This window comes from Rossellomorea sp. H136 (genome assembly GCF_056838065.1).
In genome coordinates this window covers 3,492,715-3,515,021 of sequence record NZ_CM166371.1, presented here as the reverse complement: position 1 = coordinate 3,515,021, position 22,307 = coordinate 3,492,715, and the positions used below count along the sequence as shown (strand labels likewise).

General features: G+C 41.2%; 20 protein-coding genes and 1 tRNA gene. 20 read left to right on the top strand and 1 reads right to left on the bottom strand.

Features of this window, described 5'->3' with window-relative positions; genetic code table 11:
• Positions 1-26: 26 nt before the first annotated feature.
• On the top strand, positions 27-1,265 hold the full coding sequence (locus ACYH0O_RS18030; RefSeq protein ID WP_482629763.1) for an aspartate kinase: 1,239 nt from the start codon (positions 27-29) through the stop codon (positions 1,263-1,265).
• A 97-nt stretch (positions 1,266-1,362) separates the two neighbouring features.
• Here ACYH0O_RS18030 and ACYH0O_RS18025 read toward each other — a convergent pair whose 3' ends face one another.
• Positions 1,363-1,800, bottom strand: coding sequence for a YslB family protein (locus tag ACYH0O_RS18025; RefSeq protein ID WP_482629762.1), 438 nt, complete (start codon positions 1,798-1,800; stop codon positions 1,363-1,365).
• A gap of 352 nt (positions 1,801-2,152) precedes the next feature.
• Between ACYH0O_RS18025 and ACYH0O_RS18020 the strand changes: the two genes are divergently transcribed.
• The 19 genes from ACYH0O_RS18020 to ACYH0O_RS17930 all read left to right on the top strand — a co-directional run bounded on the left by ACYH0O_RS18020 (position 2,153) and on the right by ACYH0O_RS17930 (position 22,231).
• The gene (locus tag ACYH0O_RS18020) at positions 2,153-2,761 is read left to right on the top strand and encodes a succinate dehydrogenase cytochrome b558 subunit (RefSeq protein WP_148969863.1); all 609 of its coding nucleotides are present in this window, start codon (positions 2,153-2,155) and stop codon (positions 2,759-2,761) included.
• A 71-nt stretch (positions 2,762-2,832) separates the two neighbouring features.
• Positions 2,833-4,596: a succinate dehydrogenase flavoprotein subunit gene (gene sdhA, locus ACYH0O_RS18015; protein WP_482629761.1), complete on the top strand. Its 1,764-nt coding sequence runs from the start codon at positions 2,833-2,835 to the stop codon at positions 4,594-4,596.
• Positions 4,596-5,363, top strand: a complete 768-nt coding sequence (sdhB, locus tag ACYH0O_RS18010; RefSeq protein WP_149156252.1) for a succinate dehydrogenase iron-sulfur subunit — start codon at positions 4,596-4,598, stop codon at positions 5,361-5,363. Before sdhA ends, sdhB begins: the two co-directional genes overlap by 1 nt.
• Before the next feature lie 147 nt (positions 5,364-5,510).
• Positions 5,511-5,972 (top strand): acyl-CoA thioesterase, encoded by a 462-nt coding sequence (locus ACYH0O_RS18005; RefSeq protein ID WP_426890800.1) that lies wholly within the window; start codon positions 5,511-5,513, stop codon positions 5,970-5,972.
• 154 nt (positions 5,973-6,126) lie between these two features.
• The gene (locus ACYH0O_RS18000) at positions 6,127-6,351 is read left to right on the top strand and encodes a helix-turn-helix domain-containing protein (protein WP_032087424.1); all 225 of its coding nucleotides are present in this window, start codon (positions 6,127-6,129) and stop codon (positions 6,349-6,351) included.
• Positions 6,352-6,637: 286 nt separating this feature from the next.
• On the top strand, positions 6,638-7,093 hold the full coding sequence (locus ACYH0O_RS17995) for a MarR family winged helix-turn-helix transcriptional regulator (RefSeq protein ID WP_149156254.1): 456 nt from the start codon (positions 6,638-6,640) through the stop codon (positions 7,091-7,093).
• 9 nt (positions 7,094-7,102) lie between these two features.
• Positions 7,103-7,903: a glutamate racemase gene (gene racE, locus ACYH0O_RS17990; RefSeq protein WP_482629760.1), complete on the top strand. Its 801-nt coding sequence runs from the start codon at positions 7,103-7,105 to the stop codon at positions 7,901-7,903.
• Positions 7,904-8,008: 105 nt separating this feature from the next.
• Complete coding sequence (locus ACYH0O_RS17985; RefSeq protein ID WP_482629759.1) at positions 8,009-9,088, top strand: GerMN domain-containing protein; 1,080 nt, start codon at positions 8,009-8,011, stop codon at positions 9,086-9,088.
• Between the two features lie 120 nt (positions 9,089-9,208).
• On the top strand, positions 9,209-9,946 hold the full coding sequence (gene rph, locus ACYH0O_RS17980; protein ID WP_149156257.1) for a ribonuclease PH: 738 nt from the start codon (positions 9,209-9,211) through the stop codon (positions 9,944-9,946).
• A gap of 16 nt (positions 9,947-9,962) precedes the next feature.
• Positions 9,963-10,559 carry an XTP/dITP diphosphatase gene (locus tag ACYH0O_RS17975; RefSeq protein ID WP_482629758.1) on the top strand — a complete coding sequence of 199 codons (597 nt, stop codon included), beginning with the start codon at positions 9,963-9,965 and terminating at the stop codon, positions 10,557-10,559.
• A gap of 12 nt (positions 10,560-10,571) precedes the next feature.
• Entirely contained in the window at positions 10,572-11,081 is a 510-nt protein-coding gene (locus tag ACYH0O_RS17970; RefSeq protein ID WP_482629757.1) for a metallophosphoesterase, read from the top strand.
• A 154-nt stretch (positions 11,082-11,235) separates the two neighbouring features.
• Positions 11,236-11,312: transfer RNA gene (locus ACYH0O_RS17965), tRNA-Arg, on the top strand.
• 108 nt (positions 11,313-11,420) lie between these two features.
• A complete protein-coding gene (locus tag ACYH0O_RS17960; RefSeq protein WP_482629756.1) occupies positions 11,421-12,422 on the top strand; it encodes a tetratricopeptide repeat protein in 1,002 nt (333 codons plus the stop codon).
• A 159-nt stretch (positions 12,423-12,581) separates the two neighbouring features.
• Complete coding sequence (gene tig / locus ACYH0O_RS17955) at positions 12,582-13,868, top strand: trigger factor (protein WP_149156261.1); 1,287 nt, start codon at positions 12,582-12,584, stop codon at positions 13,866-13,868.
• A 557-nt stretch (positions 13,869-14,425) separates the two neighbouring features.
• Complete coding sequence (clpX, locus tag ACYH0O_RS17950; protein WP_149156262.1) at positions 14,426-15,697, top strand: ATP-dependent protease ATP-binding subunit ClpX; 1,272 nt, start codon at positions 14,426-14,428, stop codon at positions 15,695-15,697.
• A gap of 573 nt (positions 15,698-16,270) precedes the next feature.
• Positions 16,271-17,929 carry an ATP-dependent protease LonB gene (lonB, locus tag ACYH0O_RS17945; RefSeq protein ID WP_482629755.1) on the top strand — a complete coding sequence of 553 codons (1,659 nt, stop codon included), beginning with the start codon at positions 16,271-16,273 and terminating at the stop codon, positions 17,927-17,929.
• Between the two features lie 173 nt (positions 17,930-18,102).
• The gene (gene lon, locus ACYH0O_RS17940; protein WP_482629754.1) at positions 18,103-20,427 is read left to right on the top strand and encodes an endopeptidase La; all 2,325 of its coding nucleotides are present in this window, start codon (positions 18,103-18,105) and stop codon (positions 20,425-20,427) included.
• Positions 20,424-21,008, top strand: coding sequence for a ribosome biogenesis GTP-binding protein YihA/YsxC (yihA, locus tag ACYH0O_RS17935; RefSeq protein WP_149156265.1), 585 nt, complete (start codon positions 20,424-20,426; stop codon positions 21,006-21,008). Before lon ends, yihA begins: the two co-directional genes overlap by 4 nt.
• Positions 21,009-21,448: 440 nt before the next feature.
• A complete protein-coding gene (locus tag ACYH0O_RS17930; protein WP_482629753.1) occupies positions 21,449-22,231 on the top strand; it encodes a transporter substrate-binding domain-containing protein in 783 nt (260 codons plus the stop codon).
• Positions 22,232-22,307 lie beyond the last annotated feature (76 nt).

Sequence of the window (22,307 nt, the reverse complement as noted above, 5' to 3'; positions counted from 1 at the left end):
CGCTCAATGAGAAAGAGGGAGAAGTTGTGAGTATTATTGTTCAAAAATTCGGTGGGACTTCAGTAGGTTCTGTAGAAAGAATTCAAAATGTTGCGTCAAGAATCGCAGAAGAAAAAGAAAGAGGGAATGATGTTGTGGTTGTGGTATCTGCCATGGGGAAAACGACGGATACACTCGTTGGATTGGCAAGGGAAATTACATCACAACCAAGTAAGAGAGAAATGGATATGCTTCTTTCTACAGGAGAGCAAGTCACCATTTCGCTCCTCACGATGGCACTGATTCAATCTGGACACGATGCCATCTCATTCACAGGCTGGCAGGCCGGGATCGAGACGGAATCCGTTCACAGCAATGCGAGGATCACCAATATTCATACTGAAAAGATGTTTAGTCACCTTCAATCGGGAAGAGTTGTGATCGTAGCGGGATTCCAGGGGATGACAGAAGCGGGGGAAATTACAACTCTCGGTCGTGGTGGATCAGATACAACCGCCGTTGCGATTGCAGCTGCCCTGAAAGCAGAGCGATGTGATATTTATACAGATGTAGACGGGGTGTACACAACGGACCCGCGTTATATTAATGGAGCAAGGAAGTTACCGTCCATTTCTTATGATGAAATGTTGGAACTGGCTAATTTAGGGGCTGGAGTCCTGCATCCACGGGCAGTGGAATTTGCCAAGAATTATCAAATTCCGTTAGAGGTCAGATCCAGTATTGAAAAAGTTGAAGGAACCTATATTGAGGAGGAAGCAAGCATGGAACAAAACCTGATTGTGAGAGGCGTAGCATTTGAAGCTGAAATTACGCGTGTAACTGTATTTGGTCTAGGAAACGCATTAACGGGACTCTCTTCTGTGTTTACCACTTTAGCCAAAAATCATCTGAATGTAGATATTATTATTCAAAGTCAGACCGATCAGAATACGACCAATTTATCATTCTCTATTAAAGAACAAGACCTGGAGGAAACCCTTGCTGTTCTGGAACGAAACAAAGAACAATTAGGCTTCACCCATGTAGAGAATGAAAGTGAGCTTGCAAAAGTATCGATCGTTGGCTCGGGTATGATCTCAAATCCAGGTGTGGCAGCGGAAATGTTCGAAGTGTTAGCTCAAAATGACATCGTGGTGAAAATGGTCAGCACGTCTGAAATCAAAGTATCTGCAGTCGTAGACGAGAAAAATATGCAAAAAGCAGCAGGTGTCCTACATACTGCATTTAATCTGGACGCGGTGAAGATGGAAGAAATCACGTTATAATATTAAAGGAGCAGAGAGCGGGACAACAGAAAAAGGGTTGCCCCATCAATTGAAGGGCAACCCTTTATTAGAGTATGAAAAAGGATGACGGTAAGGACTATTCTACTTTATCTTTCTCGTCCCATCTTACAATCACTTTCACTGAATGACTCCGTTTATGTAGTTCGTCGGCAGCTTCTGCCACACATTTCTTTTGTAACTGTACTTGTTCGGCCAGAAAGCCCGTTTCCAGTTTAAATGTTACATCCGACTTTAAGGCAATGCGTCGTTCCAGCACCGGTCCGCTTATTTCAAAGGTCATCTCATTCTTTTTTTGTTCCAGCAGTGCAAGAGTTCCCCAGCCGGCTTCAGCGAAAAACGATATCAGTTCCTCTAATGACTGAAGGGGAAATTTCCGAGAGAGCTGTTTTCCACCCCAATATAGTATATCGGGTGTATGCTTTCCTAAAATTTCTGGAATCAATATGTCACGTAACATTTCATATCCGAAGATTGGAACGGACGGTTGATGTACTTCTTCTTTTTTCTGTTCCAAGTAAATCCCCTCTTTCTATAAAACTATTATATACATGAAAAGGGGATTTATCATCCCATACCTCGAAAAAATGACCTTGGGATATTTTGGTGATATAATTTTTATTTGATATTTATTTGAATTTTCGAACATTTAATGGGGCGATACCTCATCTTTTCTGTTATCAATAAATTGAAAATATTTTTGCGGTATTGTCGAAATTATGTATACGTTTTCTTGACGCTTCCACTCCTTGGGAGTAAAATGAACATGTCACATTATTGTTACAATATAAAATATGTATCGTCGTCTAGTCATTCTTAAAAATGTATTAGAAAACGAATTCATATTTTATCATTAAGGGGGGTAAATCATGGCTGGAAATCGAGAATTTAATTATCGCAGGCTTCATTCATTGCTAGGTGTTATTCCAGTTGGATTATTTTTAACACAACATTTAGTCGTGAACCATTTTGCCACTGGCGGGGAAGAATCATTTAACCAGGCGGCACACTTCATGGAAAGTCTACCTTTCCGTTATATCCTTGAAATTTTTATCATCTTCCTTCCATTGTATTTCCATGCAATCTACGGAATTTACATTGCATTCACTTCTAAGAACAATGCAAGTAAGTTTGGCTATTTCCGTAACTGGATGTTTTTACTTCAACGTGTGTCTGGAGTAATCACATTTATTTTTGTTACTTGGCATGTATGGGAAACAAGAGTAGCAGCAGCATTTGGGGCTGAAGTGAACTTTCAAATGATGGAAAACATCTTATCTAATCCATTTATGCTAGGATTTTATGTGCTGGGTGTTCTTTCAACGATCTTCCACTTTGCGAATGGTTTATGGTCATTCTGCGTGAGCTGGGGAATTACAGTTTCACCTCGTTCTCAATTAATTGCTACATATGTTACGATCGGAATCTTTGTAGCGTTATCGGTTGTCGGTATGCGTGCAATTTTTGCCTTCGTATAAGAAGAAATAGATACGAGTCTAATAGATTAAATAAATGCTCTGAAGTATGGTAGGAAAAGGAGTGAGTCACGATGAGTAATGGCAAAATCATCGTTGTCGGTGGCGGTTTAGCCGGCCTGATGGCCACAATTAAAGCAGCAGAAAAAGGAACGCAAGTAGATTTATTCTCACTGGTACCCGTTAAGCGTTCTCACTCTGTATGTGCACAAGGTGGTATTAACGGAGCCGTTAATACCAAGGGAGAAGGAGACTCTCCTTGGGAACATTTTGATGATACAGTGTATGGTGGGGATTTCTTAGCGAACCAACCGCCTGTTAAAGCAATGACTGAAGCGGCACCGGGGATTATTCATTTACTCGATCGTATGGGAGTAATGTTTAATCGTACACCGGAAGGATTACTGGATTTCCGTCGTTTCGGTGGAACGCAGCATCATAGAACAGCTTTCGCTGGTGCTACGACTGGTCAACAATTATTGTATGCGTTGGACGAGCAGGTTCGTCGTCATGAAGTAGCAGGGCTAGTGAATAAGTTCGAAGGTTGGGAATTCCTTGGCGTTGTCGTGGATGACGAAGGAGTGGCAAGAGGAATCGTTGCTCAAAATCTTCAAACGATGGAAATTAAATCATTCGCAGCTGATGCAGTGATCATGGCAACAGGAGGACCTGGAATTATCTTCGGTAAATCCACAAACTCTGTTATCAATACAGGTTCAGCCGCATCAATCGTATATCAACAAGGTGCTTACTATGCAAATGGTGAGTTCATTCAAATACACCCGACAGCCATTCCAGGGGATGATAAGCTTCGCCTCATGAGCGAATCGGCCCGTGGTGAAGGTGGACGTGTCTGGACATATAAAGATGGAAAGCCGTGGTATTTCCTTGAGGAGAAGTATCCTGCATACGGAAACCTTGTACCCCGTGATATCGCAACACGTGAAATCTTTGATGTGTGCGTAAACCAAAAGCTTGGGATTAACGGTGAAAACATGGTTTACCTGGATTTATCTCATAAAGATTCAAAAGAGCTTGATATTAAGCTTGGCGGAATCATCGAAATCTATGAGAAGTTCATGGGAGATGACCCGCGTAAAGTACCTATGAAAATCTTCCCTGCGGTTCACTATTCAATGGGTGGACTATGGGTGGATTATGATCAAATGACCAATATCCCTGGTTTATTCGCTGCTGGTGAGTGTGATTATTCACAGCATGGAGGTAACCGTTTAGGAGCGAACTCTTTACTATCCGCTATATATGGTGGTATGGTTGCAGGTCCTAATGCTATTAAATATATTGCAGGGCTTGAGAAAACAGTTGAGTCCGTACCTTCTTCTTTATTCGACCGCTATGTAAAACAGGAAGAAGAAAAATGGAACAAAATCATGTCCATGAATGGTACTGAGAACGCCTATGTCATTCATAAAGAACTTGGTGAGTGGATGACGGATAACGTGACCGTTGTACGTCATAACGATAAGCTGAAACAAACAGATGAAAAGATCCAGGAATTAATGGAACGTTACCAAAACATCAATATCAATGACACGGCTAAATGGAGCAATCAAGGGGCAACATTCACACGTCAATTGTGGAACATGCTGCAACTGGCCCGTGTTATTACAATCGGAGCTTTAAATCGTAACGAGAGCCGTGGAGCTCACTATAAACCTGATTTCCCTGAACGTAATGATGAAGAATTCCTGAAAACAACCATGGCTAAATATAATGCTGCAACGAATTCACCTGAATTCCATTACGAGGAAGTAGATACTTCACTGATAGCACCACGGAAGCGTGACTATTCTAAGAAAAAAGGGGGAAATAAATGATGAGTGAAAACAAAAGAGTCCGTTTTATCATTACTCGTCAAGATGGCCCGGAAACAGCCCCTTTCCAAGAAGAGTTCGAGCTTGATTACCGTCCGAATATGAACGTTATTTCTGCATTGATGGAAATCCGTCGTAATCCGGTCAATGCAAAAGGGGAACAAACTACTCCGATTAACTGGGATATGAACTGTTTGGAAGAAGTGTGTGGAGCTTGTTCAATGGTGATCAACGGGAAACCAAGACAGTCTTGTACCGCTTTAGTTGATCAATTGGAACAACCGATCCGCTTGGAGCCTATGCGTACTTTCCCTGTTGTTCGTGACCTGCAGGTAGACCGCAGTCGCATGTTCGACAGCTTAAAGAAAGTAAAAGCATGGATTCCGATTGATGGAACATACGATCTTGGTCCCGGACCGCGTATGCCGGAGAAAAAACGTCAGTGGGCGTATGAATTATCTAAATGTATGACATGTGGTGTTTGTTTGGAAGCATGTCCTAACGTAAACAGTAAATCGGACTTCATCGGTCCTGCTCCATTATCACAGGTCCGTTTGTTCAATGCGCATCCAACGGGTGCCATGAACCAGGATGAGCGTCTTGAATCGATCATGGGCGACGGAGGCCTTGCAAACTGTGGGAACTCTCAAAACTGTGTTCAATCATGTCCAAAGGGGATTCCTCTAACGACTTCGATTGCAGCACTGAACAGAGAGACAACTTTCCAAATGTTTAAAAACTTCTTCGGAAGCGACCATATGGTTGATTAATCTTACAAGTCAAAAATGCACTTTCCTCCGGGGGAGTGCTTTTTTTGTCTTTAAAGGTTTCTTATCTTTCAGAAAAAGACTATAATAAATAATGAATGGTGATTCATTTTCTTATCCTATATTCATTCCCAAAAAGGAGGAGCCAATTTGAAACATTTTACATATATTGAAGATATAGAAACATGGCAAAAAGAATTTTCGTTTTCAATCCATATAAAGGTTCGGTTTTCCGAGACTGATATGTTTGGACATATGAACAATACAATTCCATTCACTTATTTCGAAGAAGCTAGAATCGAATTTTTTAAACACAAAGGGTTTATGCAAAATTGGGTAAAACCTGAACACGATACGATTCCTGTCGTTGCAGATTTACAATGTGATTTCGTCAAACAAGTATTCTTCGACGAACAGCTCAAGGTGTGTGTAAAGGCGAATAGTGTGGGGAATTCTTCAGTGGATTTACACTATATGGGTCTGAATGAAAAAGAGGAGGTTTGCTTTACAGGTAGAGGAACCATGGTCCAAATATCAAAACAGACTGGAAAAGGTGTCCCTTGGACGGAAGAAATGAAGGCGAAGCTAGACTGCAAAAGGGCGGTTTCTTAGCCCATAGTAGTGTGTATTAAAACCGTTGCCTATTTTTCATTTAACTTCATCCTCTATGTCACTCTAAACCCTCCCTTCACATATGATATTCTGACGACCGACAATACCCATCCCCGCGGTTTAAAGCTGGCGAAGGCAAGGAGGGTTACCATAATTGAAGGACAATGATTTTACACACAAACCGTTGCTCACCAAAAGAGAAAAAGAAGTATTCGAACTGTTAGTTCAAGACAAAACAACTAAAGAAATTGCTAGTGATCTATTTATTAGCGAGAAAACAGTTCGAAATCATATTTCCAACGCCATGCAAAAGCTTGGAGTGAAGGGGCGATCTCAAGCTGTTGTAGAGCTTCTTCGCATGGGGGAACTCAAGCTTTAAATGTAAGGGACTGATTCTAATGGCAAACAATTAACGGGTCTTCCGCGGATACCTATTAATGTTTGAATGAGAGTCAGTCTCTTTTAGTTCTGAACCATTTGCGAACTTGTCTTGAATTTTTACAAAAAAAGAGCGAAAATGCTAGTAGGGGAAGTCTAGGCTGAAAGAAAGGTCGCTTTTGTCCCATAATATAATAGAAGCTAAAAACAGGAAGGTCTTATGTTATCGATTCCCGTTTTCAATAAGGAGTACATGTCCAGTTTCTGATTTTAAAAGGAGAGTAATCATGACGAATTCTAAAGAAATCATTGGAGAATTACAAGTTGTTGCAGATATAGAGAAAGACCTGCGCTACATATCATCGATCATTAAGCAAAAAGGAAGGGAAATATTAAGTCAATACACCATCACTCCGCCGCAGTTCATCGCGCTGCAGTGGTTATTTGAATATGGTGATATGACCATTGGTGATCTTTCGAATAAAATGTACCTTGCCTGCAGTACCACAACCGATCTCGTTGATAGAATGGAAAAAAATCAGTTGGTGGAACGCGTGAAGGATGAAAATGATCGCAGGGTCGTCCGGATTCATATGCTAAAAGAGGGCGAAAGAATTATTGAAGAAGTAATCAATAAGAGGCAAAATTATTTACAGAGTGTCCTGACGGATTTCTCCGAACAAGAAGTGTTATTATTAAAGGGAAATTTAGCGAAGCTTCATCAAGAAATGAAACCAGAATGAGGGAATAACGTGATTCAACCAATTGGCATCATTGATTCTGGGGTAGGGGGGCTTACCGTTGCCAGAGAAGTGATGCGTCAGTTACCGAAAGAGACCATCTACTATCTTGGTGACACAGCCCGTTGTCCCTACGGACCCAGAACAGCTCAAGAAGTGAAAACATTCACATGGGAAATGACCCAATATCTAATGCAATATGATATGAAAATGCTGATCATCGCCTGTAATACTGCCACTGCGGTTGTGCTGGATGAAATTCAAACCCATTTGGATATCCCGGTTATAGGCGTCATTCACCCTGGGGCCAGAGCGGCAATCAAGCATACTCATAATAAGAGAATCGGTGTCCTTGGAACAGTGGGGACGATTAATAGCGGTGCCTATGTAGAAGCGCTCCACTCCCTGCACGGTAGCTTAGACGTCACGTCACTGGCCTGTCCGAAATTTGTCCCTTTAGTAGAGAGTGGAGAATACAATAGCTCCATGGCGGACGAACTAGTGGAAGAGACTCTCCGCCCTATTAAAGATACGGAAATTGATACGTTGATTCTGGGGTGCACCCACTACCCGCTATTACAGCCTAAGATCAAAGCCTACATGGGTCCGGAAATTAGTGTGATAAGCTCTGGAGATGAAACGGCACGGGAAGTAAGTACGATTCTTGATTATTACAATCTCCTATACAGGGGAGTACAAAAGCCTGAACACCGCTTTTTCAACACAGGATCTTCGGCCATCTTTTCACGCATTGCCTCCGATTGGCTGACAGTTGGAAAAGTGAAAGCAGAAACCATTCGATTACAGGATTAGTATCTTGTGATCGGGTGGTTCTTTTATTTTCAAAAAGTTTCGGTCTATTTTGTAGAGCGGGCTCGTATATATGTTAGTACAAACTGTCTTTTAGGAGGTTTCCCAATGGCAAAGAAAGCAAAGGTGTCAATTGCTGTATCGGTTTTAGCTTCTTCTGTATATCTTTCAGGTTGTGGATTACTTAGTTTCGGTGATGATAAAGAGAAAATCGATCCTCCTCAAGACCTATCCTACTTAAAAGAAGGGGAGAAAGTGGATACGGCTAAAGGAGAAGAGGCAGAAAAAGAGGTGAACAAGGAAGAAGAAGCTAATGCTGAAACGGTCATGACAGAACTTTATTTGATCGATAAAAATGGATATGTTGTCTCACAATCACTCCCGCTTCCAGGTGAAGAAAGTGTAGCTAAACAAGCTATTGAGTATCTGGTCAAAAATGGACCGGTTGAAAATGTGCTGCCGAATGGGTTTAGAGCCGTGCTTCCGGCAGATACGCAAGTGACGGTCGATATTAAAGAAGGCACGGCCATTGCCGATTTCTCTCAGGAGTTCAATAACTACCAGCCTGAAGATGAGCAGAGAATTCTTCAGTCGGTTACATGGACGCTTACTCAATTTGATTCTGTTGAAAAAGTAGAGCTTAGAGTGAACGGATATCCACTGACTGAAATGCCTGTTAACGGAACACCGATTGATGAAAAAGGATTAACGAGGAAAGTCGGTATTAACGTGGATACTTCCGGTGTGGTGGATCCTACGAGCACAAAACCGTTAACGGTGTATTATGTGTCTCAAACCGATGATAAATCTTATTACGTACCTGTTACCAAGCGTGTGAGCTCAAACTCTGTTGATGAAGTCACGGCAGTTGTGAATGAATTGATTGATGGACCAGGGTATTCCTCTTCGCTTGCAAGTGATTTTACAGGTGCTAAACTATTAGACGATCCGAAGCTTGAAGACGGAACCGTTACTTTGAACTTTAACGAAGCGGTCTATGGAAGTCTTGAAGAAAAAATGGTTTCTGAACATATGTTAAATTCTCTGGTTCTTTCATTGACAGAGCAAAAAGGAATTAAAGGAGTCTCTGTTTTAGTGAATGGTGAAGCAACGGTAGTGTCTAAAGATGGCGAAACCATTACAGAACCAGTGACAAGACCAGAAAATGTGAATACAATTAGTTTTTAAAATACAATTTTTTGATATACTATTATAGAAACACCCGAAAAGAGGTTGGCATAATGCCGCCTCTTCTATTTTTGATTAGACCGTTTTTACATAACTTACGAAAATACAGGAGGTAATGATATGAGAACAGATGGTAGAGAAAAGAATCAATTGCGGAATATTGAGATCGAGACAGATTATGTGAAACATCCGGAAGGTTCCGTCCTCATAACGGTTGGAGAAACGAAGGTCATTTGTAATGCCAGCATCGAAGAACGAGTGCCTCCTTTTATGAGAAACAGTGGAAAAGGGTGGATCACGGCTGAATATTCCATGTTGCCAAGAGCAACGGAAACGAGAAACATTCGTGAATCTTCTAAAGGGAAGGTTTCAGGAAGAACAATGGAAATTCAACGTCTTATTGGAAGGGCGTTAAGATCTGTAGTCGATTTGGACGCATTAGGAGAACGTACAATCTGGATTGATTGTGATGTCATTCAAGCAGACGGCGGGACAAGAACGGCTTCGATCACAGGAGCTTTCGTTGCCACGGCAATCGCAGTGGCTAAGCTCCAAGACAATAAAAAAATCTCTTCTTTTCCACTGAAAAGTTTCTTGGCAGCCACAAGTGTGGGGATTGTTGAAGAGCACGGGGCGGTTCTTGATTTGAATTATATTGAAGATAGCAGCGCATTAGTGGATATGAACATCATCATGACGGGTGAAGGCGAATTTGTAGAGCTGCAGGGAACAGGGGAAGAAGCAACCTTTACAATGGACCAATTGCATCAACTGTTAAAACTTGGACAAGAAGGAATCCACGAGCTATTCCAAATTCAGCAGCAATCATTAGGTGAAATAGTAAAAAGATTTCAATAAAGGGATGAGATTGTAGATGACAAAACGAGTGATCATAGCCACGAAAAACAGGGGAAAAGCAAAAGAATTTCAACATATGTTTGCTCCATACGGATATGAGGTACAAACATTACTAGACCTTCCTCAGATTGAAGATGTTGAAGAAACCGGTGAAACGTTCGAGGAAAATGCTATACTAAAGGCTGAAACGGTTGCGCAGGAATTAGGAGAATTGGTGATTGCTGATGATTCCGGATTGGCCATCGACGCCTTGGAAGGTCGCCCGGGGGTGTATTCTGCACGTTATGCGGGTAAAGAGAAGAGTGACGAGGCGAACATAGAGAAGGTATTAAATGAACTTGAATATGTTGAAGAATCCGACCGTACCGCACGTTTTCACTGTGTTTTGGCAATTGCCGGGCCAAATAGGGAAACTAAAACCGTCAAAGGGACATGCGAAGGCATGATTTTGCAAGAAAAAAGAGGAATGAATGGGTTTGGGTACGATCCGATTTTCTACGTTCCTACTCTTCGAAAATCCATGGCTGAACTAACACAAGACGAGAAGAGTCAAATCAGCCATCGTGGGAATGCATTAAAAAAACTCAAGAACATAATCTCAGACTTTATTTAAAGGGTGAGTAGAATGAAACTATTGGTCGTAAGTGATAGTCACGGATCAAAAGAAGAGCTATTGGAACTATCAGAGAAATATCAATCTACAGTAGATGCCATGGTACACTGCGGAGATTCCGAATTAAGTGCAGATGACCAGTCTTTATCCCCCTATCTGGTTGTGAGGGGCAACTGTGATATGGATGCCAGGCTACCCGAAGACCTTGTTGAAAAGGTAGAGGGCCATTCAATCATGGTGACGCACGGTCATCTTTATGGGATTAAAATGTCACTGATGAAGCTGCGTTATAAAGCTGAAGAAGTTGGAGCACAATTTGTTTTCTTTGGCCATTCTCATACACTCGGTGCAGAATTGAATAATGGCACATTGTTCTTGAATCCGGGAAGCATCCTTTTGCCAAGAGGCAGGAGAGAACGAACCTATGCATTGGTGGAAGCAAATGATCAGGAAATAAAGGTAACTTTCTTAACTCATAATCATGTAGTTCTGGACGAATTGACTCAATCCTTTCAATTGTAAAATCATTGTGAGAGCCTGCCGCGGCGGGTTCTCTTCCACTATTACAGATAGAAATAACGACCCTGAAAAAATTAAATAAAACTTTTTTTGAAAATCTGTTGACTTATTGATGCTATGTGAATATAATAAATATTGTCCTTGAAAAACAAATTACGTCCCAGTAGCTCAGCAGGATAGAGCAACGGCCTTCTAAGCCGTCGGTCGGGAGTTCGAATCTCTCCTGGGACGCCATATATCCTACATACACAAAGCTTACCTGAAAAGGGTAGGCTTTTTTTGTTATCCAAAAGATATCGTGCTAAACTAAAAGCAACTAAAAAGTATAGGCAGGTACGTTTAATGACTAAGGGAAACCATGAAGGAAAAGGAAAAATCGTACAGTTTCCAGGATTGAAGGATCGGCTGCTGGAAAAGGGTGTGCAGGCACTTGAGAAAGGAGAGGTTCATGAATCCTCTCAGTTGCTCACGCAAGCCTATGAATTAGAACCTGATAATCCCGATATTAATACTGCACTCGTGCTATCTCTTTATGAAAGCAAGCAGTATGACAAAGCAGGATACATATGTAAAGAGATGCTCCTAGAAGGGATCGGGGACTACTTCGAGGTCGTTGATATGTATTTGATGATTCTTATCCAGCTTCATCAGCACGGAGAAGTGGTCGACACGATCAACGCCCTGTTTGATGAAAAAGAAGTGCCCTTTGAAAAGGAAGAACATTTCAGGAAGCTTCTACAATTCAGTGAAAAAGTAATGAACGGAAAAGCGACAATTCCTGAAGAAGCATCAGAAGTGGATCACTCGTCTATCTTATCCGAAAAGAGCCTGGAAGAGCAGACGTTGATCGTGGCACAGTTGGTTCATCGTAACATTCAACCATTCATTGGGGAGTTGCAATCAGTTTTAAAGGATTCAGCCGCCCACCCATTTCTGCAAACAATGATCTTAAATGTTTTAAGGGAGCATGGAATGGATAAAGAAGTAGTTGTAGCGAAGTTTGGGGTGGAGGAGCAGGTGTCTCCTTCCTCTTTGGAAGATGTGTTCGAGTCTGATTTCTTTAAGATGGTCACAGACTCTTTGGATGATCTTCTGGCACAAACGAATCCTACGCTATTTCAGCACGCTCAAGAATTATTGAAAAGGCATACCTTTCTTCTCTATCCATTTACAATTGAGGAGGAACCAAAAGCAATCGCTTCGGTGTATGCTTACTACACGGCAGGGATGTTTGCCGATGCAATCCTTGAAGAAGAGTTAAAAGACCAGGTTGAAAACACACAATCTCAGTGGATTCTAACAAGACTTACGGAACTAGAGGAAATTTCCTCTCCTAATATTTAAATGCTCTCTGTTGAAAGACAGTGGCTGTATGTTATAATGTAATGGTTGTAATGTAAAAGTTTTTCATATATTTACGATGATAGTGCTAGATTCATACGGGACTATCTACTACTATGCGTAAAAATACAAGATCAATTATAGATTGTTGGAGGGAACAGTATGTCTGCAAAATGGGAAAAGCAAGAAGGAAACCAAGGAGTACTTACAATTGAAGTTGAGGCTGCAAAAGTAAACGAAGGTTTGGACGCAGCATTCAAAAAAGTTGTAAAACAAGTTAACGTACCAGGATTCCGTAAAGGGAAAATGCCTCGTGGAATGTTCGAAAAACGTTTTGGTGTTGAATCACTTTACCAAGATGCATTAGATTTCATCTTACCTGAAGCGTATGCAAAAGCAATCGAAGAAACAGGAATCGATCCAATCGACCGTCCGGAAATCGATGTTGAGCAAATGGAAAAAGGCAAAGAGCTAATCTTCACTGCTAAAGTACAAGTGAAGCCAGAAGTGAAGCTTGGAGAATACAAAGGTCTTGAAGTAGAAAAAATGGAAACAGAAGTAACAGCTGAAGATGTTGAAGCTGAACTTACTTCACTTCAAGAAAAACAAGCTGAGTTAGCTGTAAAAGAAGAAGGAAAAGCTGAAGATGGCGACACTGTAACAATGGATTTCGAAGGATTCGTTGACGGTGAAGCATTCGAAGGCGGCCAAGCTGAGAACTATTCTCTTGAGTTAGGTTCAGGTCAATTCATCCCAGGTTTCGAAGAGCAATTAATCGGGGTTGCATCTGGAGAAGAGAAAGAAGTAGAAGTTAACTTCCCTGAAGAATATCATGCAGCTGAACTTGCTGGTAAGCCTGCTACATTCAAAGTGAAAGTTCACGAAATCAAAGCGAAAGAACTTCCGGCATTAGATGACGAGTTCGCTAAAGACGCTGACGAAGAAGTTGAAACGCTTGCTGAACTAAAAGAAAAAATCGAAAATCGTCTTCAAGAGTCTAAAAAGAATGAAGCTGAAACAGCCGTTCGTGAAACTCTTGTAAATAAAGCTTCTGACAATGCTGAAGTTGAAATTCCAGAAGTAATGGTTACAGCTGAAGTAGACCGTATGATGCAAGAATTCGAACAACGTCTACAAATGCAAGGTATGAACCTTGACCTTTACTTCCAATTCTCTGGTCAAACAGAAGAAGATCTTCGCGGTCAAATGAAAGAAGATGCTGGTAAACGCGTTCGCACAAACCTTACATTGGAAGCAATCGCTGCAGCTGAAAACCTTGAAGTAACTGACGAAGAAGCAGAAGAAGAAGTAAACAAAATGGCTGAACAATACAACATGTCTGCTGACAACATCAAACAAGCACTAGGCGGCCTTGACACACTTAAAGCTGACCTTAAAGTACGTAAAGCGGTAGAATTCCTTGTTGAAAACAGCAAAACTGTAGCATAATAAAAATAGCAAACAAGGCGCGATTTCTTCGTGCCTTGTTTTGTACACTGAACGGTCATATTACACCGTATTTTGGCTCATTCGTGTGAAACGAATGTTTCACACGCTTTTCAGCAGAGCTGAAAAGTTGCCACAGAAACAAAAAACGAATGAGCAAACGAGTTTGCTTCAGGTGTTTTTTGTTTCTGTGGCAAAATGAGCCAAAATACTATACTCTATCTAATAAGAAACTTTATCCATCAAACAAGAATAAGAACCACTATTTTTGGAAAAAGCTTATTAAACGGGGTTGCATTATTTTTCACCAGGAACATACATAATTAGATTTCTTACATTACCTGACTTCAATTGGACAAGATACTAACTAACAATGTAAAATATTTGCTAAAATGCGTGTTACATAATAAGATGATTCTTAAGAATCGTATCAATTTCTTTACGAACATATAATATGATAAAATGCAGTACATAACTTTAGGTAATGGGATGTAAGAAATCGTTCGTTTATTGAAAACAGAGCACGATTTTATGAAGTTTTAACTAAGGGGTGAAAATCATTGTTTAAATTTAATGATGAAAAAGGACAACTAAAATGTTCTTTTTGCGGAAAAACACAAGACCAAGTTCGTAAACTAGTCGCTGGACCAGGTGTGTATATTTGTGATGAATGTATCGAACTTTGCACAGAAATCGTAGAAGAAGAGCTTGGTACGGAAGAAGAAGTAGAATTTAAAGACGTTCCGAAACCTCGTGAAATTCGGGAAATCCTGGACGAATACGTAATTGGTCAGGACCAAGCAAAGAAATCTCTGGCTGTAGCCGTATACAACCACTACAAGCGTATCAACTCAAGCAGTAAAGTCGATGACGTTGAACTGTCCAAGAGTAATATTGCGATGATCGGACCGACAGGTAGCGGTAAGACATTACTTGCTCAAACACTTGCTCGTATTCTTAACGTTCCTTTCGCCATTGCTGACGCCACTTCACTAACTGAAGCCGGTTACGTAGGGGAAGACGTAGAGAATATTCTATTGAAATTAATCCAGGCAGCTGATTACGATGTAGAAAAAGCTGAAAAAGGGATCATCTACATCGATGAAATCGATAAAGTAGCACGTAAATCTGAAAATCCATCGATCACTAGAGACGTTTCAGGTGAAGGTGTTCAGCAGGCACTTCTGAAAATTCTTGAAGGTACGGTAGCAAGCGTTCCTCCACAAGGTGGTCGTAAGCATCCTCATCAGGAATTCATCCAAATCGATACGTCCAATGTACTATTCATTTGTGGTGGAGCATTTGATGGAATCGAACAAATCATTAAACGCCGTTTAGGTCAAAAGGTGATTGGTTTCGGTTCTGATCCTAAAAACGCAGAAGTAAAAGAAGACAAATCCCTTCTTTCCAAAGTTGTGCCTGAAGATCTATTGAAGTTTGGATTAATTCCAGAATTCATCGGTCGTTTACCTGTGATTTCAAGCCTTGAGCCTCTTGATGAAGAAGCGCTTGTTGAAATCCTGACAAAACCAAAAAATGCATTAGTAAAACAATATCAAAAAATGCTTGAATTAGATGATGTGGAGCTTGAGTTCACTGAAGATGCTCTGCTTGAAATCTCTAAAAAAGCAATTGAGCGTAAAACAGGTGCCCGCGGACTACGTTCTATCATCGAAACCATGATGCTGGATGTGATGTTCGATCTTCCATCCCGTGATGATATTAAAAAATGTATCATTACAAAAGAAACAATCCTTGAAGATGCAGTTCCGCATCTAATGCTCGAAGACGGGACGATGATTGATCCTAACGAAGAAAAGACATCAGCTTAATAGCTTAAAGTAAAGCCAAGAATGATTTTTCATTCTTGGCTTTTTTTAAGGTTTAAGATAAAAAAACAATGCTTGATTCGCAAAGCTTGTTGTTATTAACATAATCTCTGCCAAGGCTCTGTCAATTAGTGTGTGCTGGATGGTGAGTGGGTTTTAGTGAAAGAGCTTAAAGGTGTGGAAGAAAAACTAACTACCGGAAAAAAGAATTCTGCTTCCTTAAAAGTATCAACCTCACTTACCTTTTAAAGTTGTTTGCTAAAGGTTTGTTATTATTAAATATTTCCTTAAAAGAGACATTCTCAGAAAGTTGATTGGAACGGAGGGTGCTCGACTCCTGCGGGAATAGCGGGAAAGTTGAGACCCCACAGGACAAAGCCCGAGGAGGCTCAACTCACGCCACGCGGAAAGCGAGCACCTGGAGTGGAAATCATCCATTACATGCTTAGTAGCAATTAAAATTAACTCCATATTTCTTTATTTTACTCATTTTAGAACCAGAATTTTTTTGTTTATTCCCACAGGGTCAAGGAGATACTAACCGATAACAACTTGTATCTACTTGGAGGGAGACGAATGAGCTTTACTAGCATCGCTTTGTTTATCCAATTATTCTTCGGAATCATCATTGGATTGTATTTCTGGAACCTATTGAAAAATCAGCGAACGCAAAAAGTTTCCATTGATCGTGAGTCAAAAAAAGAAATGGAAGAGTTACGGAAGATGAGATCCATTTCATTAACTGAACCTCTTGCAGAAAAAGTAAGACCATCAAGCTTTGAAGATATTGTTGGCCAGGAAGATGGAATTAAAGCCTTGAAAGCAGCATTATGCAGTCCGAACCCTCAGCATGTGATCATCTATGGTCCACCTGGAGTTGGGAAAACCGCAGCTGCCCGGCTGGTCCTGGAAGAAGCCAAGAAGAATATAAAATCTCCTTTTAAACCTGCCGCTGTTTTTGTTGAACTGGATGCCACAACCGCACGTTTCGATGAACGGGGAATTGCCGATCCATTGATTGGGTCTGTCCATGATCCTATATATCAAGGAGCTGGAGCTATGGGACAAGCGGGAATTCCCCAGCCGAAGCAAGGGGCTGTAACAAATGCCCATGGAGGAGTATTGTTCATTGATGAAATAGGAGAATTGCATCCTATACAAATGAATAAGTTATTAAAAGTACTGGAAGATCGCAGAGTGTTTCTTGAAAGTGCCTACTATAATGAAGAAAATCATCAAATCCCTACCCACATACATGATATTTTCAAAAATGGCCTTCCGGCTGATTTTCGTTTAATCGGTGCGACCACCCGTACGCCAAGTGAAATTCCGCCGGCCATTCGTTCGAGATGTATGGAAGTTTTCTTTAGAGAGCTTGAGCACGATGAAGTGAAAAAAGTAGCTGCAAGAGCCGTTGAAAAAGTAGAAATGACGATTAGTGACAAGGGTCTTGAAACGCTTTCCTCCTATGCCCGTAATGGACGAGAAGCGGTTAATATGGTCCAGATTGCGGCTGGAGTGGCCATTACGGAAAACAGAAAAGAAATCTTTGATCATGAACTCGAATGGATTATCCAATCCAGTCAGCTTTCTCCCCGCTATCAGAAAAAAATCAATGAACAAGCAACGATCGGTCTAGTAAATGGGTTAGCCGTAACAGGCCCTAATACGGGTTCATTACTCGAAATTGAAGTAACGGTTATCCCGGCAACGGATAAAGGACTGATCAATGTGACGGGAATTGTGGAAGAAGAAAGCATTGGGGATCGTAGTAAATCAGTCCGAAGAAAAAGCATGGCGAAAGGCTCCATCGAAAATGTGATTACCGTGCTCCGTTCCATGGGAGTACCTGCTGATCAATATGATATTCATGTGAACTTTCCTGGTGGAGTCCCTGTAGACGGACCTTCTGCCGGAATCGCCATGGCACTTGGCATTTACTCTGCCATTTATCGTATCCCAGTGAAACATACCATTGCTGTTACCGGTGAGATCAGTATCCACGGTCTCGTGAAACCAGTCGGTGGCGTGACCGCTAAAGTGAAGGGCGCGAAATTGGCAGGTGCCACCATAGCGATCATTCCTTATGATAACCAGCAAGCAATGTTAAGTGAAATTGAGGGAATTGAAGTGATCCCGGTGAAACAGCTCAAAGAAGTATTGGATCTTGCTCTAATGAAGGAAACGCCACTCCAAACTGATCTTATAACAGAACAAAATAAGAAAAGTGTATAGACTGTTGACCGATTCGGGTCTATCCGAATCGGTTTGTTTTTGAATGGAAGTGAAAATGGAATAAACGATAAACGGTTTTGAATAAAGTTGTAAATACCTATTTAATAGACACTACCTAGTAAATAAGTTAGAATTGTACAAAGACTTAGAGCAAAAATTCGGAGGTGTTATATGTGGCAAATCAAAATAATTTAACGGTTCCCCTCCTTCCATTAAGAGGCTTACTTGTGTATCCAACAATGGTCTTGCATTTAGACGTTGGACGTGAGCGCTCCGTACAAGCTTTAGAAAAAGCAATGATGGATGATCATTTAATTTTCTTAACCACTCAAAGAGATATGAATATAGATGAGCCAACACAAGAAGATTTTTACGAAATGGGAACTCTTACAAAGGTAAAGCAGATGCTTAAATTACCGAATGGAACGATCAGGGTTCTGGTTGAAGGTTTAAACAGGGCATCTATTGAAACATTTACTGAGCAAAAAGACTTTTATGAAGTGGAAATTAAGGAATTCAAAGATTCCGATGTGAAAGAATCGGAAACAGACGCTTTAATGAGGACGTTATTGAATTATTTCGAACAATACATAAAGCTATCAAAAAAAGTTTCAGCAGAAACGTATTCCACTGTTTCAGATATTGAAGAGCCGGGAAGACTTGCGGATATCGTTGCCTCCCATCTTCCGTTGAAAATGAAAGAAAAGCAAAATGTTCTTGAAACACTGGATATTAAAAAGCGGCTTCAAATGGTGATCGAGACCATTAACAATGAAAAAGAAGTGCTTAGCCTTGAGAAAAAAATCGGGCAGCGTGTGAAGCGTTCCATGGAAAGAACCCAAAAAGAATACTACTTACGGGAACAAATGAAAGCCATTCAAAAAGAATTAGGCGACAAAGAAGGAAAAACCGGTGAAATTGAAGATTTAACGTCTAAGATTGAACAAGCGGATATGCCGGAGGACGTTGAAAGAACTGTATTGAAAGAGCTGGCCCGCTATGAAAAAGTGCCATCCAGCTCTGCTGAAAGCTCTGTCATACGTAATTATATCGAATGGCTTGTATCCCTTCCATGGTCTACTGAAACTGAAGATCAATTGGATATAAATCGTTCTGAGCAAATCTTGAACCGAGATCATTACGGTCTTGAAAAGGTAAAAGAGAGAGTGCTTGAATACCTGGCAGTTCAACAGTTAACACGATCTCTAAAAGGACCTATCCTATGTCTTGCCGGACCTCCGGGTGTCGGGAAAACCAGCTTAGCCCGCTCAGTGGCTGAATCACTTGGTCGAAACTTTGTCCGGATTTCCCTTGGAGGCGTTAGGGATGAGTCAGAGATCAGAGGTCACAGGCGTACGTATGTGGGTGCGATGCCAGGCAGAATCATTCGGGGTATGAAAAAAGCAGGTACCATCAACCCTGTCTTCCTCCTTGATGAGATTGACAAAATGTCAAGTGATTTCAGAGGTGATCCTTCTTCTGCGATGCTTGAAGTGCTTGATCCAGAGCAAAATTCGAACTTCAGTGATCACTATATTGAAGAAACGTATGATTTATCCAAGGTCATGTTCATCGCAACAGCGAATGATTTATCGACCATTCCTGGTCCACTCCGAGACAGAATGGAGATCATCACGATTGCAGGTTATACAGAGCTTGAAAAATTAAATATCGCGAAGCATCATTTATTAGAAAAGCAGATCAAAGATCATGGCTTAAACAAATCGAAGCTTCAAGTCAGGGATGAAGCGATTGTTGATATTGTTCGCTATTACACAAGAGAAGCCGGGGTGAGGAGTTTAGAACGCCACCTGGCAGCCCTTTGTAGAAAAACGGCGAAAATCATTGTTTCTGGTGAGAAGAAGCGAGTTGTGATCACGTCCAGTAATATTGAAGAGTTCCTGGGGAAGAAAAAGTTCCGATATGGTCAAGCAGAAGTAGAAAACCAAATCGGAGTTTCGACAGGCCTTGCTTACACGACCGTTGGCGGAGATACTTTGCAGATCGAGGTATCCTTAGCACCTGGTAAAGGAAAGCTTGTGCTGACAGGAAAATTGGGAGATGTCATGAAGGAATCCGCTCAGACCGCATTTAGTTACGTTCGTTCGAAAGCGAAAGACCTTGGGATCGACGAGTCATTCCACGAAAAACATGATATTCACATCCACGTTCCTGAAGGGGCCGTTCCAAAAGATGGTCCTTCAGCAGGGATTACCATTACAACGGCACTCGTATCAGCACTGACAGGTAAATACGTCAATCGTGAAGTAGGAATGACAGGTGAAATGACTCTGAGAGGAAGAGTCCTTCCAATCGGAGGAGTGAAAGAAAAAACATTAAGCGCTCATCGTGCCGGAATTAAAACGATTATCCTTCCTAAAGATAATGAAAAGGATATAGATGACATTCCTGAAAGTGTGAGGGAAGAATTAACGTTCATCCTCGTATCCCATATTGATGAAGTCTTAGAGAAAGCATTAGTAGGTGAAAAGAAGTGAAAGTAAATCAAGTTGAGCTAGTCATCAGTGCAGTCAGGCCTGAACAATATCCTGGCGATTTTCTTCCGGAGTTTGCCTTAGCGGGACGCTCGAACGTAGGGAAATCCTCATTCATCAATAAAATGATCGGTCGTAAGAGCATGGCAAGGATTTCATCCAAGCCGGGTAAAACCCAGACACTGAACTTCTATAAAATAGAAGAAACCCTCTATTATGTGGACGTACCCGGATATGGTTTTGCCAAAGTATCCAAAACAGAACGGGAAGCATGGGGGAAGATGATTGAAACATACATCACTTCCCGTGAGCAGCTAAGGGCGGTTGTCCTGATCGTGGACCTGCGCCATGCGCCCACCAATGATGATGTGATGATGTACGATTTCCTCAAGCATCACGAGCTTCCGTGCATCGTCATCGCCACCAAAGCGGATAAGATCCCGAAAGGCAAATGGCAGAAGCACCTGAAAGTTACAAGAGAAACGCTAAATATGGACAAAGAAGACGATCTCATCATGTTCTCTTCCGAAACGGGCCTTGGAAAAGACAAAGCCTGGGACGCTATCAAGTCGTACTATAAATAAGCCTTAAAAAGAACTGATTTCCGCATAAGTGGAGATCAGTTCTTTTTTATTACTAGCGCTTTTTGTAAACTTTGTTGCTTTCTCACCCTCCAGCACTCACTGACTGACAGAGCTTTTGCAGATCTTGTGTTAAAAATAATTACTTGAGTAACAGGTTTTTCATTACTAAATAATGACAACACCTAGCTTAAAAGTAGTATAAAAGAGGGTCTACTGAAGTCCGTATAGGGTTTATTGTCCTATAACGCCAAAGCATATGAAAGGAAATAAAAGGATAGAGACGCATATTTACCTGTAACTGAGCTGAATCCGCTTCATCCACTAAAATGGAAAATTATAAGCTGTGGAAGCTATATTTGAATTTTGAGAATTTTCTCTTTTGTTGATAAAATTATGAAAGATTAAAAATATTACAAGCTACATAAGGGGGACTCTAGCCAGTGAAGAATTGGAAAAGCCTAGTCTTGTTAGTCATTTCTGTGCTTCTTCTATCAGCCTGCGGCGACAAAGCCACAACGGAAAATGGTGCTAAGTTAGTAGAGGAAGGCAAATTCATTTATGCAGCTTCAGGTGAATTTAAGCCATTCAGTGTAACGAATAATGATGGAACCATGTCAGGTTTCGATATTGAAGTGGCAGAAGCTGTTGCGAAAGAAATGGGTCTTGAACCCGAACAAAAGAAATTTAAGTTCGCAGGAATTGTAGAAGGAGTGAAATCGGGTCGTTTTGATGCTGCAGTTGCCAGCCATACGATCACGGATGAACGCTTGAAGGAAGTAGACTTCTCAACTCCTTATTATTATTCCGGCCCTCAGATTTTCGTTCGTCCGGACAGTTCTGTAGAAACGCTTGATGATCTGGAAGGTATGGAGATTGCCGTTTCTAAGGGATCTACTTATGCAGAGACTGCCCAGGGGGTAACGGATAATATTCAACAATATGATAGTGACGTAGTCGCATTAGAAGCTTTAAATAAGGGCAAGCATGATGCCGTAATTACCGACTTCATTACAGGGAAAGAAGCGATCGCTGCAGATTTGAATATCGAAGCCCGTGAGCTGATCGGCCGCAGTGAGCAAGCCATCGCCGTAAGCAAAGAAAATGAAGCGTTACTGGATGAAATTAATAAAGCTCTTGAAACATTAAGAGAAGACGGTACGCTAAAGAAAATAAGTGAAAAGTACTTTAATACAGATATCACATCAGATCCTGAAGAAGAGTAAAGGCAGCATGACACAGAGCGAATGTGCTTCTATGCGCATTCGCTTTTTGTCAGTTTTCGGGAGGTTACACGTATTG